General features: G+C 56.3%; 22 protein-coding genes. 8 read left to right on the top strand and 14 right to left on the bottom strand.

Annotated features, from left to right (window positions below; genetic code table 11):
* Nucleotides 1-54: 54 nt before the first annotated feature.
* A complete protein-coding gene (locus ACM66T_RS09190; protein WP_283949359.1) occupies nucleotides 55-273 on the bottom strand; it encodes a cold-shock protein in 219 nt (72 codons plus the stop codon).
* Nucleotides 274-443: 170 nt separating this feature from the next.
* Complete coding sequence (locus ACM66T_RS09195; RefSeq protein ID WP_231018624.1) at nucleotides 444-896, bottom strand: transglutaminase-like domain-containing protein; 453 nt, start codon at nucleotides 894-896, stop codon at nucleotides 444-446.
* A gap of 753 nt (nucleotides 897-1,649) precedes the next feature.
* On the opposite strand from ACM66T_RS09195, the gene trhA reads away from it, so the two are divergent.
* Both trhA and ACM66T_RS09205 read left to right on the top strand, forming a co-directional pair.
* The gene (trhA, locus tag ACM66T_RS09200) at nucleotides 1,650-2,321 is read left to right on the top strand and encodes a PAQR family membrane homeostasis protein TrhA (protein WP_231018640.1); all 672 of its coding nucleotides are present in this window, start codon (nucleotides 1,650-1,652) and stop codon (nucleotides 2,319-2,321) included.
* 15 nt (nucleotides 2,322-2,336) lie between these two features.
* Complete coding sequence (locus tag ACM66T_RS09205; RefSeq protein WP_255707221.1) at nucleotides 2,337-2,465, top strand: hypothetical protein; 129 nt, start codon at nucleotides 2,337-2,339, stop codon at nucleotides 2,463-2,465.
* Here ACM66T_RS09205 and ACM66T_RS09210 read toward each other — a convergent pair.
* The 4 genes from ACM66T_RS09210 to ACM66T_RS09225 form a co-directional block, all read right to left on the bottom strand.
* A complete protein-coding gene (locus ACM66T_RS09210; RefSeq protein WP_231018642.1) occupies nucleotides 2,462-2,977 on the bottom strand; it encodes a hypothetical protein in 516 nt (171 codons plus the stop codon). The two genes, ACM66T_RS09205 and ACM66T_RS09210, sit on opposite strands and share 4 nt — an antisense overlap.
* Nucleotides 2,978-3,843: 866 nt before the next feature.
* A complete protein-coding gene (locus ACM66T_RS09215) occupies nucleotides 3,844-5,088 on the bottom strand; it encodes a DEAD/DEAH box helicase (RefSeq protein ID WP_416768436.1) in 1,245 nt (414 codons plus the stop codon).
* 134 nt (nucleotides 5,089-5,222) lie between these two features.
* Nucleotides 5,223-7,196 carry a fused protease/ribonucleoside-triphosphate reductase gene (locus tag ACM66T_RS09220; RefSeq protein WP_231018646.1) on the bottom strand — a complete coding sequence of 658 codons (1,974 nt, stop codon included), beginning with the start codon at nucleotides 7,194-7,196 and terminating at the stop codon, nucleotides 5,223-5,225.
* A 488-nt stretch (nucleotides 7,197-7,684) separates the two neighbouring features.
* Entirely contained in the window at nucleotides 7,685-8,077 is a 393-nt protein-coding gene (locus ACM66T_RS09225) for a hypothetical protein (protein ID WP_231018648.1), read from the bottom strand.
* A gap of 292 nt (nucleotides 8,078-8,369) precedes the next feature.
* On the opposite strand from ACM66T_RS09225, the gene ACM66T_RS09230 reads away from it, so the two are divergent.
* Nucleotides 8,370-9,110 carry a DUF4395 domain-containing protein gene (locus ACM66T_RS09230; RefSeq protein ID WP_231018650.1) on the top strand — a complete coding sequence of 247 codons (741 nt, stop codon included), beginning with the start codon at nucleotides 8,370-8,372 and terminating at the stop codon, nucleotides 9,108-9,110.
* Between the two features lie 77 nt (nucleotides 9,111-9,187).
* Here ACM66T_RS09230 and ACM66T_RS09235 read toward each other — a convergent pair whose 3' ends face one another.
* Nucleotides 9,188-9,385, bottom strand: a complete 198-nt coding sequence (locus ACM66T_RS09235) for a hypothetical protein (protein WP_231018652.1) — start codon at nucleotides 9,383-9,385, stop codon at nucleotides 9,188-9,190.
* A gap of 233 nt (nucleotides 9,386-9,618) precedes the next feature.
* Between ACM66T_RS09235 and ACM66T_RS09240 the strand changes: the two genes are divergently transcribed.
* The 3 genes from ACM66T_RS09240 to ACM66T_RS09250 all read left to right on the top strand — a co-directional run bounded on the left by ACM66T_RS09240 (nucleotide 9,619) and on the right by ACM66T_RS09250 (nucleotide 11,719).
* Nucleotides 9,619-10,125, top strand: coding sequence for a hypothetical protein (locus tag ACM66T_RS09240; RefSeq protein ID WP_231018654.1), 507 nt, complete (start codon nucleotides 9,619-9,621; stop codon nucleotides 10,123-10,125).
* 2 nt (nucleotides 10,126-10,127) lie between these two features.
* Entirely contained in the window at nucleotides 10,128-10,574 is a 447-nt protein-coding gene (locus ACM66T_RS09245; RefSeq protein ID WP_231018656.1) for a DUF2846 domain-containing protein, read from the top strand.
* 122 nt (nucleotides 10,575-10,696) lie between these two features.
* Nucleotides 10,697-11,719: a DUF21 domain-containing protein gene (locus tag ACM66T_RS09250; RefSeq protein ID WP_231018658.1), complete on the top strand. Its 1,023-nt coding sequence runs from the start codon at nucleotides 10,697-10,699 to the stop codon at nucleotides 11,717-11,719.
* Nucleotides 11,720-11,732: 13 nt separating this feature from the next.
* Here ACM66T_RS09250 and ACM66T_RS09255 read toward each other — a convergent pair whose 3' ends face one another.
* The 7 genes from ACM66T_RS09255 to ACM66T_RS09285 form a co-directional block, all read right to left on the bottom strand.
* Complete coding sequence (locus ACM66T_RS09255; protein WP_416768441.1) at nucleotides 11,733-12,731, bottom strand: lipid A deacylase LpxR family protein; 999 nt, start codon at nucleotides 12,729-12,731, stop codon at nucleotides 11,733-11,735.
* A gap of 8 nt (nucleotides 12,732-12,739) precedes the next feature.
* Nucleotides 12,740-13,867 carry an ABC transporter permease gene (locus ACM66T_RS09260; protein ID WP_416768443.1) on the bottom strand — a complete coding sequence of 376 codons (1,128 nt, stop codon included), beginning with the start codon at nucleotides 13,865-13,867 and terminating at the stop codon, nucleotides 12,740-12,742.
* Nucleotides 13,868-16,588 carry a ribosome-associated ATPase/putative transporter RbbA gene (rbbA, locus tag ACM66T_RS09265; RefSeq protein WP_416768445.1) on the bottom strand — a complete coding sequence of 907 codons (2,721 nt, stop codon included), beginning with the start codon at nucleotides 16,586-16,588 and terminating at the stop codon, nucleotides 13,868-13,870. It abuts the gene before it with no gap.
* A complete protein-coding gene (locus ACM66T_RS09270; protein WP_231018677.1) occupies nucleotides 16,585-17,586 on the bottom strand; it encodes an HlyD family secretion protein in 1,002 nt (333 codons plus the stop codon). The genes rbbA and ACM66T_RS09270 overlap by 4 nt, the downstream gene beginning before the upstream one ends.
* Nucleotides 17,579-19,936, bottom strand: coding sequence for a TolC family protein (locus tag ACM66T_RS09275; RefSeq protein ID WP_231018678.1), 2,358 nt, complete (start codon nucleotides 19,934-19,936; stop codon nucleotides 17,579-17,581). Before ACM66T_RS09275 ends, ACM66T_RS09270 begins: the two co-directional genes overlap by 8 nt.
* Entirely contained in the window at nucleotides 19,933-20,550 is a 618-nt protein-coding gene (locus ACM66T_RS09280) for a TetR/AcrR family transcriptional regulator (RefSeq protein WP_231018680.1), read from the bottom strand. Before ACM66T_RS09280 ends, ACM66T_RS09275 begins: the two co-directional genes overlap by 4 nt.
* Before the next feature lie 110 nt (nucleotides 20,551-20,660).
* The gene (locus tag ACM66T_RS09285; protein WP_231018682.1) at nucleotides 20,661-21,032 is read right to left on the bottom strand and encodes an HIT family protein; all 372 of its coding nucleotides are present in this window, start codon (nucleotides 21,030-21,032) and stop codon (nucleotides 20,661-20,663) included.
* Nucleotides 21,033-21,300: 268 nt separating this feature from the next.
* On the opposite strand from ACM66T_RS09285, the gene ACM66T_RS09290 reads away from it, so the two are divergent.
* Nucleotides 21,301-21,756 carry a hypothetical protein gene (locus ACM66T_RS09290; RefSeq protein WP_231018684.1) on the top strand — a complete coding sequence of 152 codons (456 nt, stop codon included), beginning with the start codon at nucleotides 21,301-21,303 and terminating at the stop codon, nucleotides 21,754-21,756.
* 35 nt (nucleotides 21,757-21,791) lie between these two features.
* Nucleotides 21,792-22,475, top strand: coding sequence for a metallophosphoesterase (locus ACM66T_RS09295; protein ID WP_231018686.1), 684 nt, complete (start codon nucleotides 21,792-21,794; stop codon nucleotides 22,473-22,475).
* Nucleotides 22,476-22,540 lie beyond the last annotated feature (65 nt).

Below are 22,540 nucleotides of genomic sequence, written 5' to 3' on the forward strand. Positions count from 1 at the left end.
CACAAGCCCTCTTAGCTGAACGCATTCAGGGCAGCACACGCTGCCGGCAGAACATTACAGCAGCGTAACGTTCTCTGCCTGAGGACCTTTTTGACCCTGCCCGATACTGAAGGTAACTTTCTGACCTTCGTTCAGTTCTACGCGGCCATAACCGCTGTTGTTGACCTGACGGAAATGAACGAATACGTCATCTCCACCGTTTTGAGGGGCAATAAACCCAAAGCCTTTTTCACCGTTGAACCATTTGACGGTTCCATTGATCATATCTGCCACAGCAAATCCTTGTGTATGTTTGTCGAAAAGTAAAGTGGAGTAATCTAAGAGGAGAGAATAAAACTGCGACCGATAGTCTTCAATAATGTGCAAACCAAGATGAAACTCTAAATCATCTTTCAATACGGACAGTATACCTGAACCGCGCCGATATAGCAAGGCTACGTCGATTAACCGGAGGAAGGCATAGCTATCCGTTCGACATTGACAGACATATTCAGGAGTTCGACGGGATCGCCAAATTGCGTATAGATGGCAACGTCGGCCGCATCCCGTCCGTAAGCGATCGCAATGCGCCCTCCGCGCAGATTGCTTTGTGTCGGATCGAACGTATACCAGCGACCGCCCACAAAGGCTTCAAGCCAGGCGTGAAGGTCCATCGGTGCGAGGTGTTCCAGGTAGCCGACGACCATGCGTGCCGGTATCGACAGCGCCCGGCAGCAGGCGATGCCCAGATGGGCCATGTCGCGGCAGACGCCGCGGCCCGTCTGGTTGAGTTCGGCGGCGCTGATGATCTGCTGCCCCATACCGGGTGCGTACTGAACGGTATTGCGGATATACTCGACGATGGCGGTGCACTGGTCGTATCCGGCAGCCCGGCCCGCCGTGATCGATCTCGCCATTTCGGTGAAACGGTCCGATTCGCAATAGCGGCTCGGATAAAGAAACGGTAATGTCTCGCTGGGTAACTGCTGCACTTCGACAAACGGAGCTCCTGCAGAAATATCACAAACGTCCGATGTTTCGAAATCGCCGGAAGTATGCACGGTAAAATACCCTGCAGGTGCGACCAGCCGCTGACACAGATTGCCGAAGGTATCGGTAAATTCCACTACCGGAACACTCGGTGTCAAAACGTAATGTTCGCTGGAAACCCACTGCTGCCACCCGCTCTGCGGTCGCAGCATCAGCAGGAACGGTGTCGGTACGGGAATGCTGAATTCAAGGAAACAAGAGGCGTGTAACCACATAACAATCCTTCACAGTACTGCGAGCGTCTTTTTAACGTCATCATTTGTAGCGGATGGGCTTCTTGATTAAGTCCGGCAATTATTGCCGCCATCAAGCTCTATATTTGATCAGTAGCATCAGTGCATCCGAACCCCATGAACTTTCTATTATAGCGCGCAACAAATCATTTGCAGGTATGCGGTACGCCAAACTTTCACCCTACATAAACATAACGGAGGCGCGGACCGAACACCCGCCGGTTATCTTCCGCATCAAGCCGCATCACGTTGAAAACGAGTAGTATTTCAATAAACAAACTATAATTTGCTTTGTATAAAATATAAAAAAAGGAATGGCCGTCTAATCATGCAAACGCCGTTTGATTGCATACGAAGGCTATAAAGTGTAAAGCATAATTTTCCATCATGAATCCTGTTTCTGATTCCGGGCATAATGATCCGTTCAGCACCATCAGCCACATGGTGGCGGCACTCGTTTTTATCTGGTACGGCTTTCGATTGATTTTGCTGTCGCACGGTACCCGTCTGCGCGTTATTTCCGTCGGCATCTATGTATTTTCTGTCATTTTTTTGTTATCGATGAGCGGTGTTTATCATTATCTTGAAACAGGCGGCGAGGCGCGTGCCGTTTTGCAGCGGCTCGACCATGCGGGCATTTTCGTCCTGATCGCCGGTACCTTTACACCGATTCACGCCATCCTGTTCCGCGGTTTCCTCCGATGGGGATTCCTTGCATTTGTCTGGACCTTTGCCGTCACGGCGCTGACCCTGAAAACGATCTACTTCAACGATCTGTCGGAGTGGGTTGGATTGACGCTGTACATCGGCTTCGGCTGGCTGGGGGTCGTTTCCGGTTATGCATCGTACCGGCTGTACGGATTCGCGTTCATCAGGCCGTTGTTATTCGGCGCCCTGGCCTATACCGCCGGGGCCAATATGGATTTTCTGCGGTGGCCTACGGTCATCCCGGGTGTGATCGGGCCGCACGAGATGTTCCATATCGCGATTATTGCCGGTATCGCCTGGCACTGGCAGTTCATCGACCGCATCGTCAAACGGCAAACTGAAAGGGCATGAGCAAACGGAAAGCGGATGCATGCGCTTTTGTGCGACAGGGCGTTTCGGACCATTGACGGCATGCGGAAAAAGAGCCGTAAGGAAAACGAGATGAAAAGCGGACCGGCGGGAGACCCGGCGGCCTCGGAGGAAGCGGCGGCCTAGAACTTGAGCGCGCACGCCTCTTCGTAGCTTTTGGGCGCCGCGCGCAGGGTGCTGCCCTTGAGCTGGTCGTAAAGGGCGTCGAGTTTCTCCTCGGCGCCCATGCGCTTGAGCTCCTTCTTGTCCATGTCGGCGGATTCGACGAGCTCGTTCCATACGGAGCTCTCGTCCAGCGAAAAAGCGTAGACGGTTACGCCCTCGTAGACGAAAACGGCATCGCTCGCCAGGTCACCGACAAAGAGTGTCGTCAGGGTTTTAGGAGAGAGGACGCTTTTGTAGCGTTCGAAGGCCGCTTCGAAGTCGTCAAAGCTTGCCAGCTCTCCGGCGAAAAAGAGCATCTTTTCCTCGTCCGAAATGGCGATGGCCTGTTTGAGCATTGTCTGGGGCTTGGATTTGCCCTCGGTGACGACGAGCGCCCCGCGGTAGCCGTAACGGCCCGGTACGCCCAGCGCGCCCTTGAGCGCCGGCTGCCACTCCAGTTTGTTGTCGTAGATGTAATCGATCGGTGTTCCCATGGGAGTTCCTTGGTGTGAACCCATCGTAAAAATGTCATGAATGAACGAAATATTATCTCTGCTTCCGCGTTCAGAAATCTTTGCAATGCAATTCGAGATTTGCTTCGTTCAAGTTATGTGTAAGCACCGCAAGAGAGATAGCTGCCGTTACGCTTGTAGGAAGAATAAAAAATATGCATAAATCATACCAATGGATGGGCCGTTTTTGTCGTGAAAATTAGATAGACGTATAACAACTGTCAGCCGTTGGCTTCAATAGTAGTTTGACGCCGGGGCTCACGTAAAAAGTGATTGAGTTAGAATATACCCCAGGGGTTGAATCTCCATTTCACTTGTCTCCGCCTCGATTAAAGAAAAAATCGTCTTCGAAAAATCATTTGCCTATTTTTCTCGCTCCCTTGTCTATACAACGTAGGAACGATGAAAGATGCGGGCTTTTTATGAACGTCTGAAAGCCAACGGCAAACACTCGACTGCTGCACAGATTGCCGTCATGAGAAAAATCTATACTGCCACTAAAAAACTGGACAGCAGTTTAAGATGCGATCTTCCTAAATGATACAATTGACGAAGCATTCTGGTGCCATTATGGTGCCATTCATTACTAAAAAAAACGTGTTTATTGAGGAAAGTCAAAAATACGAAACCCCGTTGTTTCGGTGTCTAGCGGTATTGTGTAGTTCTTTCAAGGGCATCCAGTATCCGGAGCCATTTTCTTCGACGCTTTTTCCTAAACTCTTCGTTGTCACAGCACTCACGTACAATAGTACGCTTCGCACTGTTCCGCCTTGATTTTAGAAAAAATCGTCTTCGAAAAATTCTTTCATAATCTAAATGCAAATTGATTGAGAGTGTATACTCGCCGCCTAGCGCCCTTCGGCCTCTTTTTGGGCCTGTTCGCGCAGACGGTCTTTCTTGCTTTTTTTCTTTCCCTTTACCGGTGCAGGGCCTTTTGTTTTAACCGGTGCTTCGCCGGTCAGTTCGAAGCCTGCGACCCGCTCGCGCGGCAGCCGGATCTTCGCGCGTTTTTCGATGACCTTGAAATGCGCCTGCGTCTCATGGTCGATGAACGAAACGGCCGTGCCCGATTTTCCGGCGCGCCCTGTCCGCCCGATGCGGTGGATGTAATCCGCCGGGGAGCGCGGAAGGTCGAAGTTGACGACACAGTCGATATCCTCGACATGCAGTCCCCTCCCGACGAGATCGGTGGCGAAGAGGATGCGGAACTGTTTCTGCTTGAAATCCTCCAGCGTCGCGCTGCGCTCCTCCTGCGTGAGGTCGCCGTGGAACGACTCCGCCGAAAAGCCGTACTTGCGGAACTTCGCGGCGATATTGTCCGCCGCGCGCTTGTTGGCCATAAAGACCAGAACCTGCTCCCACGGTTCGCTCTCCAGCAGATGGCGCAGCAGCGGCCCGCGCTTCTCGCGGTCCACCTCGATGACCCGCTGCTCAATACTCTGAACCGTCGGTGCCTCCGACGCAAAGGCCACTTCCACGGCTTCCTGCGTAATGCGCGATGCGATAGCCTGCATCTTCGGCGGATAGGTCGCGGAAAAAAGAAGATTCTGCCGCTTTTCGGGAAGCTGCGGCAGAATAAGATCCAGCTCTTCGGCAAAGCCGAGGTCAAGCATCTTGTCCGCCTCGTCGAGGACCAGGAACTCCAGATGCGAGAGGTTCATCTGCTTCTTGCTCAGTACGTCGATGAGCCGCCCGGAGGTTGCCACGACGACATCGCACCCCTGCTGCACGGCGTAAAGCTGATCGCCGATGCGCTCGCCGCCGATGATGCTGACGACCTTGGGCGGCTTCGGCAGGAAAGCGCCGAAGGTCTCGAACGCCTGCGCCACCTGCAGCGTCAGCTCCCGCGTCGGGGTCAGCACCAGGGCCTTGATCTTCGCCTTGCCCTCCCCTTTGCGCTGCGACCAGAGCTGCAGGAGCGGCAGCACAAACCCGGCGCTTTTGCCGCTGCCCGTCTGCGCACGTGCTATGACGTCCCTGCCTTCGAGCAGCAGCGGGATCACCCGCTGCTGTACGGGCGTCGGTTCGACGTAGCCGTTCTCCCGCAATGCGCGTTCGATCGCGCCGATAAGTCCGAGTCCGGTAAACGACATGAAGGTTTCCTCATAGTTTGTTGCACGTATTTTAGGGGGTTTGGGCTTTAACGCACATCGTCACCATGCATCGGCTGCAAAAAGCCGGTCAGTCGGCCCTCCCTTACACCATGCTGTTAGAAAAATTCATCCGCTCACAGCTCGCAGGTATCGTTTGAACAAAAACGGCTTTCGATCCCGTCGCTGTCCGCAAACTTGTTCCAGTCGATATGCGGCATGGCGGCAAGCTTCTCTTCGTAGGTTTCCCGGGAGATCCCTTCGTAGGGCATCTGCTTGTAGGCCCCGCTCTCGGAGTGCGGCAGCATGGAAACCGATTTGATCACCGGGGCGAACTGCGCGAGCATGTGCTCGACCTGGTGCCCCTCTGTTTCGGGATCGAAATAGACGGTGCAGCTGACCATGTTGTCGCTCCATTCGCGCTGTATCATGGCGAGGAAAGCGAACTGCTCCCAGGCGGAAACCTCGGTCGCCTTTCGAGTTTTTCCCTGGTCGATCGGAAACGCGAAAACGGTCGTGTTCTCGCTGTAGACGTCGGGTTCATGCGCAACGCCCGCCGCCTTGAGCAGACGGCAGACCGCGGTATCATTGCCGACGCGCATCCGCCGCAAAGCGTATTGGAACGTCGGGAAGTGCATCCCGGAGCTCACGCCCGCCAGCTGCGAGATCGTCCCCGAGGGCTTGATCGTCGTCACCCGGATGGAGGGCGGTACGCCGGCTTCAGACGCCAGTTTGCGGTTTGCCGAGCGCACCACCTTGTAGCCCCTGCGCAGCCGCCTTGTCAATTCGGTCGCCCCCAGCTGGTCCAGCATGTCCGCCATGCCCGAAAGACTGACCCCAATGCGCCGGTTGCGGACCACGATCGCGTTTGTTTCGGGGCGATGCGTCGGCAGCAGCGCGACCGTTGAAGCGTAAAACGTGGCGTACTCCAGTACCCTATAGAAGTCGTCTTCCCCCGCGCATCGCGACGGAAAGACCTCGGCCAGGTTGCACAGCTCGTAACTCTCGAGCGGTATCTCGCTGCAGGGGTTTGCCAGCCACGCCCGGTCTTCGGACTCTCTGCCGTAGCGCCCGTATTTTTGCACGTTGATCAGGTTCATGATGCCCGGTTCGCCGTTGGCGATAATGTGTTTTGCGATGATGGGGAGTTTCGCAAAATCTTCCGTCTTTTTCAGCACAACGGTGTTGTTTGACATCCAGCCGATCTCGGCACGTTCGGGGAAACGTTCATAATCTTTCAGGGAGAGAAAGCTCTCATCCTCCGCCGACCCCAGGGCGATCTCGGCACTGCGGCGCACATTGCCGGCCACGACACAGGCGCCGATGGCATTGAAGATATCGGCGGTGCAGCGCGTCGCATCCGTTTCTCCGGCGCAAAAAGCGTCCAGATAGCTCTCTATCCTTCGGTGAAGCGTCTTGAGCGGCTCCGGTCCCGAAGCAGTACCGCCGAAGCCCCTGATAGGCGCCCCCGCGGGCCGGATCATATCGTAGTCGAATGTGAACCACGCCCCGCCCCTGGTGTAGCTTTCGATCAGCAGCCTTACCGATGCGACCCACCCTTCCCTGCTGTCTGGAATGACAAAAGGTACCGGGCGCGATTTGTCCGGCACGGCCGTACCCCGCCCCTTCCATGCGGTGTTGAAACCGACCCCGACGCCGCACATCAGCATGTCCATCGTCCAGTCCGCGGCGGTGGCGAGGTCGGCGGTGTCGACCGCGCCACAGTTGTTGAGCGCCGCGGCGCCCCGGGTGTAAACATACTCCGTGCCCATCGCCCAGAGCCCCCGCCCCGGCGGCAGCCATTTCATCTCGAACATCGCCTCGGCCATTTCGGCAGCGTACGACTGCCAATACCCTTCGTCCCAATGCAGCCTGCTCAGCGCATAATGGTGTTTTCGGACGGACATCACCCCGTTCGTCACCCGGATGACGGTATCGGCCCAATGCTCCTGCGATCCGTCCTCCATTTTCCGACTGTAAGTTCGGTAGTACGTCGTTTCCCCAAAACCGCCAAAGCCGAACTCCGGTTTGCGCTGCCGCAGCGCGCCGCAGATCTGCTCTTTAAGTTCAAACCGCTCCGTAATCATCATCTTTGTGTCACTGTCACTCATCCCTCGTCTCCTTGCTGTCCTATGCAACAAGTATAGTACGATTTCCACAAGCACTCGATGATTTCTGTCAAAATGTTCCTACCCCATCTCTTCTGACGCCGTTTTGAAAACATCGGCACACAAAACAGCATGAGCTCCCCTGCGTAATCGCTGCTCTTACGTTCAATTTACAATCGCGAAACAATCAAGGCATCTGAAGCAGGGATGAGTATCTTGGAGAGTAAAAAAGAGCGTAGCGCCAAAACCCTCCTAGAGAGTTTTGACTATATATTACTGTAACACTAGAACAGGAGCTGCTACAGAACAATCGAAGTTAGAAATACTGTTGATATACACTGTGCCTGAAGTCACAAGTACAGCCTCTGAAAAGAGATCGATATTGTATGAAGCATCTACTTTAAAGGTTTCTGTAGATGAATTAACATCATATGAAAGTCCCGTAGTTGCATCAGATGTGAACTCCAGAATGCCGCTCTGCATCGAATATGTCAAGTAACCATAATCGTAATCGGGGTCATCGACAAGCAGTTCGGAACCGTAAGCAGTTCGGAACCGTAAGCACGATCTTGTGTATACGCATGATAATCATAGCTTCCAACTGCATCCGTACAGAAGTAATAATCGATATTTGAGGCGTCATAGGTATCCAGAGCAAAATCAAGATCGACATTAATGTGATATCCCATCACGCCCGTAGCATTCAGATCTGCAAAGGTGACGTTGATGTCACCGACGCCAAAATTACCAGAAGAGCCAGAAGAACCGCAACCGCCAAGGCCCAGGGCCAAAGTACCTACAAGAATAGATAAAATATAGTTTTTAATTGTTATATCCCAATATTTAATATCGCCTATACTACATTCATAGAGGTTACATATCACTTAATTTTTGACATGTATATAAATATCTTACAACTATAAATAATATATACTGTATTTAATATTGGAGTCTGAAAGCTTCGAGCGCATCCTTGTCAAATCAGACGAGCTCATTACAAAGCTAATGAATAAAGAAAAAAACATATTTTTCGAAGCCCACTCTTTTCAAAATTTGTTATAATTCGTCCCGCATCAAAACTTTATCACAATGCAAAAGCGTGGATCCCTTGTTCATACGATGTTTATAGAAACAGGGAATGCTTGCACATACACTCACGCATCCAAAGGAAGTTTTTTGAACCTTCAGAGTTTTTTATGGGATTATGGAGAAAAAGTACCCGGGTACGACGTCAGAGTCGTCAATGAAAGAGAAGCCAGAGCCGCGGCGGGGATCCTTGGAATCCTCGGGACCATTATCATCTTCGTCGGGATAGGCTTCAACCACATCATGGCAGCGAGAATCTATTTGGCCTTTTTATTTATAGATTTTACGCTGAGAATGATCAGTCCGAAATACGTCCCTTCCCTGCTGCTGGGCAAGTTTGTCGTGCAGAACCAGAAACCGGAATATGTCGGCGGACTGCAGAAGCGCTTTGCGTGGACGCTGGGCTGGCTGATCTCCCTGCCGATGGTCTGGTGGTTCGTCATCAACTGGGACATCACCTTCTACAAAGTACTTATCTGTGTCCTCTGCGCGTCGCTGATGTTCCTGGAGAGCGCCTTCTCCATCTGCGTCGGCTGTATGATCTACAAGCTGCTCACGCGCATTGACCCGGTCCACTGTCCGGGCGGCACCTGCGAGCTCCGTATCAAAGAGCCGATCCAGAAGTTCAACCCGGTCCAAAAGGTGATCGCGGCCCTGACCGTCGTCGGCTTCCTGGTGGGCACCTACGCCTTTTTGGCCTACGAGGAGCCCAAGACCTTCTTCGGCGAGTTTCTTCATGAAGCCGTTTTGACGGAATCGCAATTGATCAAAGAGAAAGAAGAAGCGTACCAGAGGGAGCTGGAGAAAGAGTTCGGAGACGACGACTTCTAGTACCCGCTCTTTTTCTGAGCGAAAATGGCACCGTCCATTGTTTCACTCCCAAAGGGTGCCCTGCCCAATCAGCCAGTTCAGTGGCCGGCCAAAGCGTCAGCCTGCTGCTCCTGTTCTTTCGTTTTCGCGTTCATCGTCTGCGTAACGCTTTGTGCGTCATGCATCACGTCGATCTCCTGCCGAAGCATATGATCGCTCTTGTCACCTTCCGTTTTCTGATCGGAACAGCCTCCGAACAGCGTTAAAATACATACGAGTCCCCATAACGTTTTCATCACCTGCATCCTTACGTTGAATCCGCTCTATTCTAAGCTGTTGACACCCATCTGTCAAATGCTGCAATAAAAAGTCTCTCCTCTTGAATACATATACAAAAGACAATACTGTCCGGATTGCCGACCCCATACTGATAAATTATTTTAATAAATCATGCGATACACTCTGAACAGTTGATAACTATTTTATTTTCTTAAAAACACTCCGGCTGCCGGAGGGGAGGAAGATCTGCATGAAAATCAGCGCGCTGCCTATAGTCTTCATATTGTTTTTCGGACTGGCGGGATGTTCATCCAAATATCTTACAGAACCAAAAATAGAAACCATCAAGACTGACGCCACCGCCTACCTTGAGGGCAGAATCGACTACGCAAAAACGAACAGGGATTATCTGCCGTCTTCTCTCAAATCAGATCCGGATTCCACGCGTGTGCTTCATTACGATTATGAGGTCACCTATGTAAACGGGGACATCGATTACGATGCATTAAATCTGTTCAATCCTCTGGTACTGGTCGGGTTTCCCCTCAGTGATTCCGACGTTGTCGTACAGGGGAAGCTCGATGTGATCGATGCCAATGCAACGACGATCTCCTTCAAGGCTGTCTGTGTCGCCAAAAGCACCAGAAACCTCTTTAAAAACACCAACCTATCCGAAGACAGAAAAAAATGTCTGGATGAAGTCAAAAAAAATATCGATTTGCAAGTCAGAGTAAGTCTAACAAAAGGAGAACTGTAATCATGCGATTTAAACTTACCACTACCACCTTGCTGGCACTGGGTACAGCAATCATCATGTCCGGATGCGGCGCAAAAGGGCCGACCTTTTCGAAAATCGAAAAGCCTGAAAAAGACATGGGACTTGTCTACATATACCGCCCGTCAAGTTTTATAGGAGGCGGTATCTATTATGATATCCATGTGACTGATCAGGATGGCAATGACAAAGTGATCGGCACGTTGAGAAACGGCGGCTATTTCCAATACACCAGTCAACCGGGCGAAAAAGAGTTCTGGGCCAAAACAGAAGCCAAAAGCTCCGTCACGATTGATATTGAACCGAACAAAATGTACTGCATCAAAGGAGAGGTCGGTATCGGATTTATCGCCGGAAGACCCCACTTGACAGTTGTTGACAACAAACTATGCGAAGAAGAGATCAAAGATACGCAGTTAAGCAGTGACTGAGACAAGCTGCCTACGGAGTCGCTATTAACTGCAAAATTTCTCCTCTCCCATGCAGGGCAACGTCTCCGTGCGTTTCGACAGGAACCCGAGGTGCACTTAAGCCCTCCATAGTAAAATTGCGTATGGAGATTACATCTTTGGACCTGCTCAACTGGCTCGGTATCGCCTTCTGCATCACGCAGTCGGCGATGTTCTCCGGGCTCAACCTCGCTTTTTTCAGCATCAGCAAAATGCGACTGCATATCGATATGTCCAAAGGCGATGCTGCCGCGGCAAAGGTCTACGCCATGCGCGAAGACCCGAACTTTCTGCTGACGACGATCCTCTGGGGCAATGTCGGCATCAACGTTCTGCTGACCCTACTTTCCAATTCCGTGATGGCCGGCATCATCGCCTTTGTCTTTTCGACCTTCGTCATCACCCTCTTCGGCGAGATCATCCCCCAGGCTTATTTCTCCCGAAACGCCCTTAAAATGGCCTCCACACTGACCCCCCTGCTGCGCTTTTACCAGCTGCTCCTCTGGCCGTTGGCCAAACCCTCTGCCAAGATGCTCGACCTCTGGCTGGGACGGGAGGCGGTGCAGTTCCTGCGCGAAAACGAGATCGAGGAGATGCTCAAACTGCATATCCAGGAACGCGATTCCGAGATCACGCGGACCGAAGGGGTCGGCGCACTGAATTTCCTCGCCATGGACGACCTTAAAGTCGGCGAAGAGGGCGAACCCATCGAACCGCTAAGCATCATTCCCCTCAAGTTCGAGGGCAGCGTGCCGCAGTTCCCCGAAATCGCCTCCTCGTCCAAAGACCCCTTCTTGCGCCGGGTCCAGAGACCCCACAAGTCATGGATCATCCTGACAGACATGCGTGACAACCCCCGCCTCGTCATGGATGCCGACGGCTTTATCAACGCCGCCCTCTTCGAATTCGACACCTTCGACCCCATGGAGCACTGCCACCGCCCGACAATCATCACCAATATGGAAACGACACTCGGTTACATTCTGCCGGGTCTGCAGGTCGATCCGGAGCATATGGAAGACGACGTCATCGACCAGGACATTATCCTAGTCTGGGGAACCGAACGGCGCATTATCACCGGGGCGGACATTCTCGGGCGGCTGCTGCGGGGCATCGTGGCAAAATAACTACGATGCCATCTTACGGTACCTGTAGCACCAGGTTCAAACGCCCGAAATAGTTGGAGCGGACATACTGCCCGATCGGACGGCTGGGGTAGAGCTCCAGCGAAGCCCGCAGCCTATTGTAATAGAGATCGAATCCCAGCAGCCCCGTGATAATCGTCGTCGGCATCTCGAAATCATACCCGTGCTGTTTGGCGTACTCATGCATGTAAAAATAGCCGATCACATCGGCGAAAAGAGCGAGGTTGACGCTCCATCCCCACGTCCTCCTTCGTGTTTCCAGGTTAAGCTGGTGGGCAAGCGAACGGTTGACGATCCCACTGATCGTGACAAAGTTTTTGGGAGCATTCTCCCCAATACGCACGGCCGTGCCCCCGCCCGCTCCGACATAGCTGCTCCCCGCATTGACAGAGAGGCTGTTGAACCACTCGAAGGTGTAACGTTCTGCGACACGGACAGAGTATTGGCGCGTTCCCATCACATAGCCGGCCTGGAACAGCAGCCGGGCCGGCACCTGATTGTCCCACCCCTGCGGTTCATCGATCCGTAACAACCGGTGCAAACCCTTCTGCACGACTTCCGCCCCCGAAGAGGGCCCCATGACCCCCAGCGTCATCAGCACCTCGTGGAAGATATGCTCATTCCAGATAAACAGCGACGCTGTCAGGGCCGTCGACCCCATATAGGGAACGTCATCGTAGACGGGTTCGGTCTCATTCGTATCTTCAGGCGTAATGGCGATCCCCTGGAGACTGATGGCCCCGTTTTGCTTCATTTCGGAGAGGTCAAACGGGTAAACGGCCCTCAGAAGATCGCGCATCCCCTTGACGTAGCCGTACTGAAAACTCCCCTTTTCACTTGCATCCAGTGCATCGCTCATCCAGCCGACCTGGAAACCGCCGGTGTATTTGTCGTCCGACCCGAAGATCATGTCGTTGTCGATCGAAAACGACCAGCTCTCTGCAAAAAGCGGCAGAAGCAGTCCCGCCGACAGCAGCCAGATGAGTATCCGCACCGGCACCCTCATGAAGCGCTGGCCAGGCTGCGGCGGAAGAAAAAGAGCCCCAGCAGGAAAAAGACGACGCCGATCCCGCTGATGGCAAGCAGCTCCGGCCAGACGATGTCAATACCGGCGCCGCGATAGAGCACCGCCTGCGCCATGCTGACGAAGTGGCTCGTCGGCATCAGCAGCATGACGTTCTGCAGCCCCTGCGGCATGCTTTCAAAGGGAGTCACCCCTCCCGAGAGGATCTGCAGCGGCAGGATCGTAAGAATGATGATCAGCCCCAGCTGCGGCATCGTCCGGGCGACCGTTCCCATAAAGATCCCCATCGACGTCGTCGAAAACAGCATCAGCAACGATCCGAACAAAAAGAGCGTCAGCGACCCCTCGACGGGGACGGAAAGAATTCTCTGCACGACGATCTCGATCGAGAACGTGACACCGGCAAGCACGACAAGGCCCATCGACCACACCTTCGAGAGCATGATTTCCGCCGCATTCAGCGGCATGACCATCAGGTGTTCCAGCGTGCCGTGTTCCCGCTCGCGGATCAGCGCCGCTCCTGCGAGCATGATGGAGAGCAGCGATATCTGCCCGATCACCTCCATGATGCTGCCGAAACGGATGCTGTCGAGCGTGGGGTTGTACTTCATGCGCGTGACGACTTCCACCGGCAGCGCTGCCGATGTCCTTTGACCGTAGAGGAACTCCCGGACTTCGTCGTTGACCATCTGCTGGATGTAGCCGGCCCCGATGCCGGCCTGGGACATCCGCGTCGCGTCGATGTTGACCTGGAGCGTCGGATGCCTCCCCTGGAGCAGCTCCTTCTCGAACGAGGGGGGTACCGTGATAATAAAGGTGTAGCGTCCCTCTTCCATCCCGGCGTCGGCCGCTTTGGCACTGATCAGGTCCGGCGGAAGGAACCGGGGCAGGTAGAAGGCGTCCATGATCCGCATGGAGAGGGCCGAACGGTCCGCGTCGACGAAGGCCACGGGCACATTGACCAGCTCCGTCGAGGTGGAGGTCGCCTTGACATAGATGGCGAAGGTAAAAGAGTAGATGATCAGGAAAAGCATCATCTTGTCCCGCAGCAGGCTGCGAAGCTCCTTGATGCCCAAAAGGTAGATGTTCGCAAGATGCTTTTTCATCTATTGCTCCTGCTGCTTCAACGCCGCGATGCTCAGCAGCGTGATGATGACGACCGCCGCCGCCAGGGCCGCGAAGTCGCGGGAGAGGTCACTGAGGGTGAGCGCCTTGCTGAAGACGCCGCGGCTGATGTTGATGAAGTAGGTTGCCGGGTAGATCTCACCGATGACACGCCCCGCCCCTTCAAGCGAGCTGACGGGTTCGCTGAGCCCCGAGAAGCTGATAGTCGGCAGCAGCGTCAGAATGGCCGTCGCCGCCAGAGCGGCGACCTGGGTCCGGGTAAACGCGGACATGAGCAGCCCGAGGCCCGTCGTGATCGTCACAAAAAGCAGCGCTCCAAGGCTCAATGTCATCAGGCTCCCTTTGAGCGGGACCCCGAACAGCAGGACGGCGATCATGACCAATCCGAAAAAACCGACCATGCTCACCGCGATGTAGGGGAGCTGCTTACCCAGCAGGAACTCAAGGCGCGTGACCGGGGTGGCGTAGAAGTTGGTGATGGAACCCAGCTCCTTCTCCCGCACAACGCTCAGTGCCATCAGGATCGACGGAATGAAGACCAGCAGGATCGGGATGATCGCAGGCACCATCGCGAAGATACTTTTGAAGTCCTGGTTATAGCGGTAGCGCATCTCGATGTCGACGGGCGACAGCGCGGGGACATAGCCCAGCGTCCGGCGTGTCAGCTCCGTCAGGTAGTTGTAGTGCATCCCGCGGATGTAGCCAAGGATCGTTTCGGCGCGGAACGGCATCGCGCCGTCGATCCAGACACCGATCTGCGTCTGCTGTCCCCGCGTCACATCCCTGCCGAAGCCCGGGGGAATCTCGAGAGCGACGGCGACCTCCCCGCTGCGCATGCGCCGGTCCAGGTCCGCCTGCGAATGCAGCGGCGGCCGCTCGAGAAAATAGCGCGACCCCGCCAGGCTCTGGACGTAGTCGCGGCTCTGGGGGCTCTGATCCCGGTCAAGCACGGCGAAATGGAGGTCCTCGACGTCCATTGTGATCCCGAACCCCAAAGTGAGCATCAGCAGCACAGTCCCGAACACGGCGAAAGTGAGCCGGACCGGGTCGCGCAGCAGCTCAAGCGTTTCGCGGTAACTGTAGCCGAAAAGGCGCATCGGGCTGAAGAAACGGTTAGGCGTCCTCACACGGTGCGGCTCCGGCGTCGGCTCCACAGCGCTCTGCCCCTTCTCCCCCTCCCCGATCGCCTCTTCGAGGTAATCAATAAAGGCCTCTTCAAGGCCCGTCTTCCCCCGGGAGCGGATGAGTGATGCCGGCGTATCACTGGCCAGGACCCTCCCCTGATGCATCAGCGAAATACGGTCGCAGCGCTCGCCCTCGTTCATGAAGTGGGTGGAGATAAAGATCGTGACACCGTCGTGACGCGCTAGGTCAATCAGCAGCTCCCAGAAGCTGTCGCGCGACACGGGGTCGACGCCCGAGGTCGGCTCGTCGAGAATGAGCATCTGCGGCCGGTGCACGACGGCGACGGCAAGGGAGAGGCGCTGCCTGATGCCGAGCGGCATCCCGTCGGGGTAGCTGTGCTCGTAGGCTTCGAGCTTGAAGCGTTCGATCATCTCATTGACCCTCGGCTCAACCTCCTGCGCGGGCAGATGGAAAAGCTCGGCATGCAGCACAAGGTTCTGCCGCACTGTCAGCTCCGCGTAGAGCGAGAAGGCCTGGGTCATGTAGCCGACCTTTTTGCGGGTCTCCAGATCGTGGCTTTCACTCCGGACCCCGAAGAGCCACGCCTCCCCTTCGCTGGGGTGCAGCAGTCCGGTCAGCATCTTCATCGTCGTCGTCTTCCCGCAGCCGTTGGAACCGAGGAAACCGAAAATCTCGCCGCGTTTGATCCGGAAACTGACACGGTCCACCGCCGTAAAATCGCCAAAACGCATCGTCAGCCCCTCCGCGGCGATGGCATCTTCCGCGTCCGCAAAGTTACCCGGGGGGACGACGAGGGTTTCATGCCCCCGGCGTTTGTGTTCGGGCAGCAGGCGGATAAACGCTTCGTCGAGCGTCTCCGTACCGGTCTGCTTCCGCAAGGCATCGGGGGTCCCGGTGGCCAGCACATGCCCTTCGTCCATCGCCACCAGCCAGTCGAAGCGTTCCGCCTCCTCCATATAAGCCGTGGCGATAACCACGCTCATCCCCTCCCTGTGGGAGCGGATGCGTTCGATCAGCTCCCAGAACTGCCGCCGCGACAGCGGGTCAACCCCCGTCGTCGGTTCGTCGAGGATCAGCAGGTCCGGGTCGTGGATCAGAGCGCAGCAGAGCCCAAGTTTCTGCTTCATCCCGCCCGAAAGCTTCCCGGCCGGCCGCGCTTTGAACGGGGCCAGTCCCGTGCTCTCCAGCAGCTCCGTGATCCGCGCTTCGCGCTCCGCACGTCCCTGGGCGAACAGGCGGCCGAAGAACTCGACGTTTTCATACACCGACAGGGACATATAGAGGTTCTTGCCGAGGCCCTGCGGCATGTAGGCGATGCGCGGGCAGACCGATGCGCGGTAGCGTGCATCGGCCATGTCACCCCCGAACACCTCCACGCGCCCCGCTTCGATGCGCCGGACCCCGGAGATCAGCCCGAGCAGCGTCGATTTTCCCACGCCGTCGGGGCCGATAAAGCCCACCATCTTGCCTGCCGGAATCTCCAGGTTGACGCCTTCGAGCGCCTGAGTCTTGCCGTAGCGGTGGGAGATTTCTGCAAGGGTGACCACACTGTTCATGGCGTCGGATCATCCCCCGGCAGGCGGTTCAGGCGCTCGGGCCACGGTGTCTGCGCGTCCATGCGGACATAGGCGCTCCCCGGCAGTCCGATCTTGACCCGCTCAAGATAGCGGCGCAGCAGGGCTTCGTCGACTTTCACCTTGATCCGGAACATCAGCTTTTCGCGCTCGCTCTGCGTTTCGATCTCTTTGGGAGTGAACTGCGCCTGCGGGGAGACGAAGGTCACCGTCGCCGGGATCGTGACATCGGGACGCGCATCCAGGATGATCCGCGCCTCGCTGCCGACGTCGATGCGCCCCGCCTGAGCCGTCGGCAGGAAAATCGTCATATAGACGTCGGTCAGATCCAGCAGTGTCAGCACCTTTCCGCCACCGCCGATGATCTCCCCGGGTTCGCGGAGCCTGTAGAGGACCCGTCCGTCGATGGGCGCGTAGAGCCGGCTCTCTTCGAGGTTTGCCTTGATCGTATCCGCCTGCGCCCGCGCCGCATCAATGGCGGCTTCCGCACTGACGACCTGCGCACGCGCCGCCTCCAGGGCAGCTTCGGTAACGTTCAGGGCCGACTCGTGCTGCTGCAGCTGTACCAGCGGGATGTTCTTGTTAACATAGAGATTCTTGGAGCGTTCAAGGTTTTTGCGCGCAAGGGTCCGTTCACTCTCACGCTGCTTGACCACGGAGAGTGCGAGTTTGCGCTGCTGCTCCGCCTGGCGTACCTGCGCCAGGGCCTGGGCGTAACGGGCATCAAGCTCGTCGGTGTCCATCACCGCCATCAGGTCCCCTTTTTTGACCATGTCCCCCTCGTGTACGGTGATCTCGTCAAGCCTTCCGGGCAGTTTCGTTTCAATATCGACCATCGTCGCCTCGATGCGCCCGTTACCCATCGCGATCGTCTCCGGCAGGGAAGGCCCTTCTAACCGGAGCAGTATGAAATAGAGGGCACCGGCCGCAGCGGCCAGCAGCAGAACGATGCCCGCACGTTTGAAAAATGGGTTATTCATAGGTTTCCTTTTTGAGCGGGTACGCTTCCGGGGTTACGAGCGCATGACGCAGTCTGGTGATAAAATCTCTGCGCGCCTCCGGGTTCATGAAAAAATCGAAACGCCCGCCGTCATACTGCAGCTGCATCAGATCGACGAGGAAACGGTAGCGGGTGTTCACCGCACCGAAATCGGCGGAGAGGGCCGCATTCTGCGCGACAAGCAGGTCCGCCAGCGTCCGGTTCCCCAGGGCGTAATTCTCCCGCACAAGGTTGTAGCTTTTGCGTGCGCTTCCGGCCGCCGACTGCGCCAGTGCTATCGCCGGGTACGCGGCACGCAGCGTATGCAGGTCCCCCCGGATCCGCTGTTCCAGTGCCGACAGCCGCTCGAGGCGGTCCGCTTCCAGCCGTCTGACCCCCAAGTCTGAGCGTGCGGCACGGGCGCTGCGCCCCCCGCCCTCGAACAGCGGCAGGGAGAGCGACACCCCCGCCATCCAGTTGGTCTCATCCTCCAGGCTGAACGCCGCACCCGGCGTACGGGTCTCGTCGAAGACATGGGTCACTTCGCCGTACAGCGCGATATCCGGGGACCAGTAGGCCCGCCGATCGGAACGGTATTGCCGGCGCTGCGCCGAAAGCTGCGCTTCGACCGCATCCAGGTCCGGCGAAACCTTCTGTGCCTCGGCGACATAAAACGCGTTTAGCCGTTCGAACGACACGGCGTTACTGATACGTCCGAGCAGACCGCTATCGCTGATCACGAGGGCAGGATCTTCCAGGGTCACTTCTGTCAATGCGTACCTGTCGGTGATGGGCCGGTGCAGGATACGGTTGAGCTGTTCATACGCCCTGGCAACATCGGCCTCGGCCCGCAACCGCGCCTGTGTCGCCACCGCGATCTCGCTCTCCCACTGGTAGACGTCGGAGAGGTCCGTCATCCCCGCATCGACACGCTGTCTTGCCATCGCAAGGTTGGCCTGCATCAGCCGCTCGTTCTCCCGGCGGATATCGAGCAGTGTTGTGGCTACGTGCGTCTGCAAAAACGCCGTGGTCGCCTGTCGGACCACCTCCAGTTCCAGCCCGCGCTGCTGCGCCCTGCGCCCTTCCTGCAGCGATTGTTGCACCGCCAGCCTGGCCAGCGCCCTCTCCGAGAAGAGGATCTGTTGCAGCTTTAACGTACCGTCCGTACTCTTCTCGGCGTAGAACCCCCCTTCGACGTAGACGTTGTCGCCGTTGCGCTGGGTGTAGAGCAGCTCGGCACTCAATTGGGGCAACAGGACCGAACGTACCTCATCTATGCTCTCTTCCCCTTCCCGAACCCCCAGTTTGCCGGCGATCACATAGAGGTTCTGCTTGAGCGCCGTCTCCGCTGCGCTGACCAGGTCCATCGCTTTGCCGTCATCGGCCGACTCATGCAGCAGGCGCGCCTGTGCCAGGACACGGAAGGGCGGCGAGATCTGCATGGCGCGCGCGACCGCCATATCGATGCGCAGCACGCTCTGCGCTTCGAAAGCGACGCTCTGGCGCTCCGCCGCCCCTCCCCCGGCGATCGCCACGATATTCAGGGCACTGCGACGCAGACGCCGCAGGCGTTCATCGGGGACGAAGAGATCGGCCAGCACGCCCGACCCCACCCCGGGTTCGAAACCGAGCGAGAACACGGGAAGCTTCTCCCGGCGGAGGTCATCCATCAGCGCCGTGCGTGCTGCCGCAGCGAGCCCCGACATCTCCCCAAGCAGCACCGCCCCGCTTCCTTCGGCGAGACTGTAGCTCCCATCGGCGGCCACCGGCAGCACCGCGAGCCTGACCCCCTGTGCTTCCGCCCGCTCCGCGGCACGCGCCGCCATTTCCGGGAAGAGCGCAAGGACACGTGCATCGACCAGCAGCGATGCCTGCTCGAACGGTACGATTTCGCGGTAGCGCTCCAGTGCCGCACCGAACGTGCTATGGCCCAGGACAAAGTTGACGTTGCGGACACCGCTCCCGTCCCCTTCCGGTGCGATCCCCCGCAGGCCGGCACCTTCCGCAAAGGGGATCACCGTCGGCTTTTGCATGGCACCCTTTGAGAGGGCGACCTCCCCCGCCAGCGTACCCAGGAGGACGATCATGTCGACCTTCGAATCCTTTTGCAGGCGTTCGATCGCGGCAGCGGTACGGGCAGTGTCGCCCCCTCCTTCCATCTGCATTGTCTCCGGGAAAAGGAGTTCTGACGGGTTAGGGGCGAGCTGTTTCACTTCCGTCACCAGTGCCGCCCGGTCCCGGGCAAATGCTTCATCGTAACGGTCCGCGACGATGCCCACATTGAGGGCGGAAGCCAAAACGGGAAACAGAAGCAGCGCCACTGCGCCCCAACGTCTACATCCGGTTGTCATCTGATCCCCCTTTTTTTGTCAGCGGTTTTATGCTGTGCGTCCGTGTAAGACCCTCTCGTCTGGCAGATGAAGGTATCGCACAACTGCTCGGCGAGTGCCTGCGGGTCTCCGCCTGCTACCACCCAGAATTGCAGGTAACCGTGCAGCTGTCCGTTGAAGGCATAGGCGCACAGTTGGGCCGCCCGTTGGTCAAGGTTTGGATTGATTTTTGAAAAACATGACGCCAGGAAAGCATAGAGTTTTTGCGCACTCTGCGGGAACTCGTTCCCAAGGGCACTGAAAAAAAGCGGGTTGTTTCGTACCCCCTCTTCCAATACAAGTCTGCCCTGCTGCACCATCTCGAAGATCATGGAGGCATAATGCTGCAACTGTAGGACAGGATCGTCCGCGTTTAAACGGTCAATCCCTTCAAAGAGCATTGCGATTTTCGCTTCGATGTAGGCAAGGTATATGCCCTCTTTCGAACCGAACATCGCATAAACAGTACTGATGGAAACGGATCCGGCTTTGGCCAGCTCCGCTACTTTGAACTGCTGAAAACCCTCACGCTCCAACATCTGCGCGGCCATTTCCAGCAGTTTCACTCTTTTCGTGTCCGGTACGCTCTTTGTCATATGGCACACCTTGTGTTGTGTGCTTTAAGTATAGGAGCCATTTTCTTAAGAGTAATTTAATTACTGAGAAATTCCCGCAGGCTGTTTTTGATGTAAACGCGCGTGGCCGGTCAGTACTTCCGTTTTCGGGGGATCACGCCGCGAACCCCGCCCTTGGGGTCATCCATGTCCCCCCGGCGGCGCGGGATCAGGTGCATATGGACATGAAAGATCGTCTGGCCGGCGTCGGCGCCGACGTTGATGCCGATGTTGAACCCACTGATCGTCTCATCTAACGCAAGCAGGCGCGCTTTTTGGTGCTGAAGAAGATCGTGCATAGCGGCGATCTCCTCCTGCGTCAGTTCAAAATAGTCCGCGACGTGGCGCTTCGGGATGATCAGCGTGTGCAATCGCGTGACCGGGTATTTATCGTAAAAAGCAAACGCGAGGTCGTTCCCGTCGACGATCGTGTTTTCAGGCAGGTGGCAAAAGATACACTTCATAGACATAGGATGACAGAATATCCATTAAAATGCCTTTCGCCCGCATGCATCGTCTTTTATGCATCAATAAAATTGATATAATTATTGTCATCCCATCGAAAGAGGGTGTGTAGGCTTCGGTATCGTCTCCTTTGCTATGCCTCTCTTTCAAATAGGTGTTTTATTGCCAAATCCGCACAGGATTTACATAAACATAAGAAAACACCTGTAACAATGGGAAATACCGATTTTCATCAGGCGGTACGTTTCGCGCCAAAGGAGTGCTTGCATGAAATACGTCCTTATCCTCTCACTGATCGCCGCTTCCCTGTTGGCCGAGATCGATGTCAGACAGAATATCAAGGCCCTTTATATGGGGGTTCCCCTGACAAAAAACCAGATGAATTACATTCTGGACAACCAGACCCAAATCCTCAGCCTTATGAAGGCCCAGGCGATCCAGACGGTCGGTGCACAGCAGATCCATGACAGCAACGTCGTGGAGTTCATGCTGCGCAGTGACGGCACTGCCGACAGCTACAGAGTCCTTGACCATGCCAGCCGACGCAATATCGACCGGCTCAGCGAACTCGTCGTGATGGAGGGGTACAAGCAGATGCCCGTTCCCCCCATGGACACCCCTATCCGCTTCATTATCCGGTACCGTACCGGTAATATGGAGAACGCCGTCGACCTCACACCCGAGCCCGAACCGCAGCCGAAGAAGAAAAAACGCGTACGCTGACCCCTTTCCCGGGGCAGCACCACTCACCCACGCCAATGCTACACTACTGCATCATCGGCGACGTCCACGGCTACTATGACAAACTGATGCGCCTCATCGCCCAACTGCCGAAGGAAGCGCGGCTCGTCTTCGTCGGCGACCTCATCGACCGCGGGCCGGATTCGGCAAAGGTCATCGCCTTTGTACGCGAAGGCGGACACTTCTGCGTACGGGGGAATCACGAAACGTTCATGCTGTCGCAGCGCCCCGAAAACGGGCGGCGATGGGAAGCGAACGATGCCTATCATCTCTGGATGCAAAACGGTGGCAACGCGACCCTCGCCTCGTACGGACTGCACGACTATCCCTCGTTACGGCAGGAAGGAAGCACCCCTCTGCTCCGCCCTTTTTTCCGCGATATTACGTGGCTGGAGACGCTGCCTTACTACCTTGAGCTCGAGGGGTGCAGCGTGGCCGGCCGCCGGGTCGTCGTCTCCCACGCCTCCGTGTCACGCATCTGGCCAAAGCGCCAAAGCGACCGTGAGGCCTTCAACCGCGACGTCCTCATTAACCGCGATCCCCCCGCGCCGCTCCCCGGCATCTACAACGTCTTCGGACACACCCCTTTTCGCACGCCTACGCTTTACGATTACGCGGCGCGCATCGACACAGGCCCCTATCTCTACGGCACGCTTAGCGCCCTCGAAGTGCCGTCGCTCAAACTGTTTGGCAGCACCTGACGCAGACGTTTCAAACCAAAGGTTAACCGCGGAAGCGTTACCATAGCTACATCCCAACCCAAGGC

The sequence above is a fragment of the Sulfurimonas sp. ST-25 genome, assembly GCF_048079205.1.
GTDB classification, from domain to species: Bacteria; Campylobacterota; Campylobacteria; order Campylobacterales; family Sulfurimonadaceae; genus Thiomicrolovo; species Thiomicrolovo sulfuroxydans.

Excerpts from the sequence above, each read along its gene's own strand:
- ACM66T_RS09195 (WP_231018624.1), bottom strand. The coding sequence starts at position 896 with ATGGCGAGATCGATCACGGCGGGCCGGGCTGCCGGATACGACCAGTGC.
- trhA (WP_231018640.1), top strand. The coding sequence starts at position 1,650 with ATGAATCCTGTTTCTGATTCCGGGCATAATGATCCGTTCAGCACCATC.
- ACM66T_RS09205 (WP_255707221.1), top strand. The coding sequence starts at position 2,337 with ATGCATGCGCTTTTGTGCGACAGGGCGTTTCGGACCATTGACGGCATG.
- ACM66T_RS09210 (WP_231018642.1), bottom strand. The coding sequence starts at position 2,977 with ATGGGAACACCGATCGATTACATCTACGACAACAAACTGGAGTGGCAG.
- ACM66T_RS09215 (WP_416768436.1), bottom strand. The coding sequence starts at position 5,088 with ATGTCGTTTACCGGACTCGGACTTATCGGCGCGATCGAACGCGCATTG.
- ACM66T_RS09220 (WP_231018646.1), bottom strand. The coding sequence starts at position 7,196 with ATGAGTGACAGTGACACAAAGATGATGATTACGGAGCGGTTTGAACTT.
- ACM66T_RS09235 (WP_231018652.1), bottom strand. The coding sequence starts at position 9,385 with ATGAAAACGTTATGGGGACTCGTATGTATTTTAACGCTGTTCGGAGGC.
- ACM66T_RS09240 (WP_231018654.1), top strand. The coding sequence starts at position 9,619 with ATGAAAATCAGCGCGCTGCCTATAGTCTTCATATTGTTTTTCGGACTG.
- ACM66T_RS09245 (WP_231018656.1), top strand. The coding sequence starts at position 10,128 with ATGCGATTTAAACTTACCACTACCACCTTGCTGGCACTGGGTACAGCA.
- ACM66T_RS09250 (WP_231018658.1), top strand. The coding sequence starts at position 10,697 with ATGGAGATTACATCTTTGGACCTGCTCAACTGGCTCGGTATCGCCTTC.
- ACM66T_RS09260 (WP_416768443.1), bottom strand. The coding sequence starts at position 13,867 with ATGAAAAAGCATCTTGCGAACATCTACCTTTTGGGCATCAAGGAGCTT.
- rbbA (WP_416768445.1), bottom strand. The coding sequence starts at position 16,588 with ATGAACAGTGTGGTCACCCTTGCAGAAATCTCCCACCGCTACGGCAAG.
- ACM66T_RS09270 (WP_231018677.1), bottom strand. The coding sequence starts at position 17,586 with ATGAATAACCCATTTTTCAAACGTGCGGGCATCGTTCTGCTGCTGGCC.
- ACM66T_RS09275 (WP_231018678.1), bottom strand. The coding sequence starts at position 19,936 with ATGACAACCGGATGTAGACGTTGGGGCGCAGTGGCGCTGCTTCTGTTT.
- ACM66T_RS09280 (WP_231018680.1), bottom strand. The coding sequence starts at position 20,550 with ATGACAAAGAGCGTACCGGACACGAAAAGAGTGAAACTGCTGGAAATG.
- ACM66T_RS09285 (WP_231018682.1), bottom strand. The coding sequence starts at position 21,032 with ATGAAGTGTATCTTTTGCCACCTGCCTGAAAACACGATCGTCGACGGG.
- ACM66T_RS09290 (WP_231018684.1), top strand. The coding sequence starts at position 21,301 with ATGAAATACGTCCTTATCCTCTCACTGATCGCCGCTTCCCTGTTGGCC.
- ACM66T_RS09295 (WP_231018686.1), top strand. The coding sequence starts at position 21,792 with ATGCTACACTACTGCATCATCGGCGACGTCCACGGCTACTATGACAAA.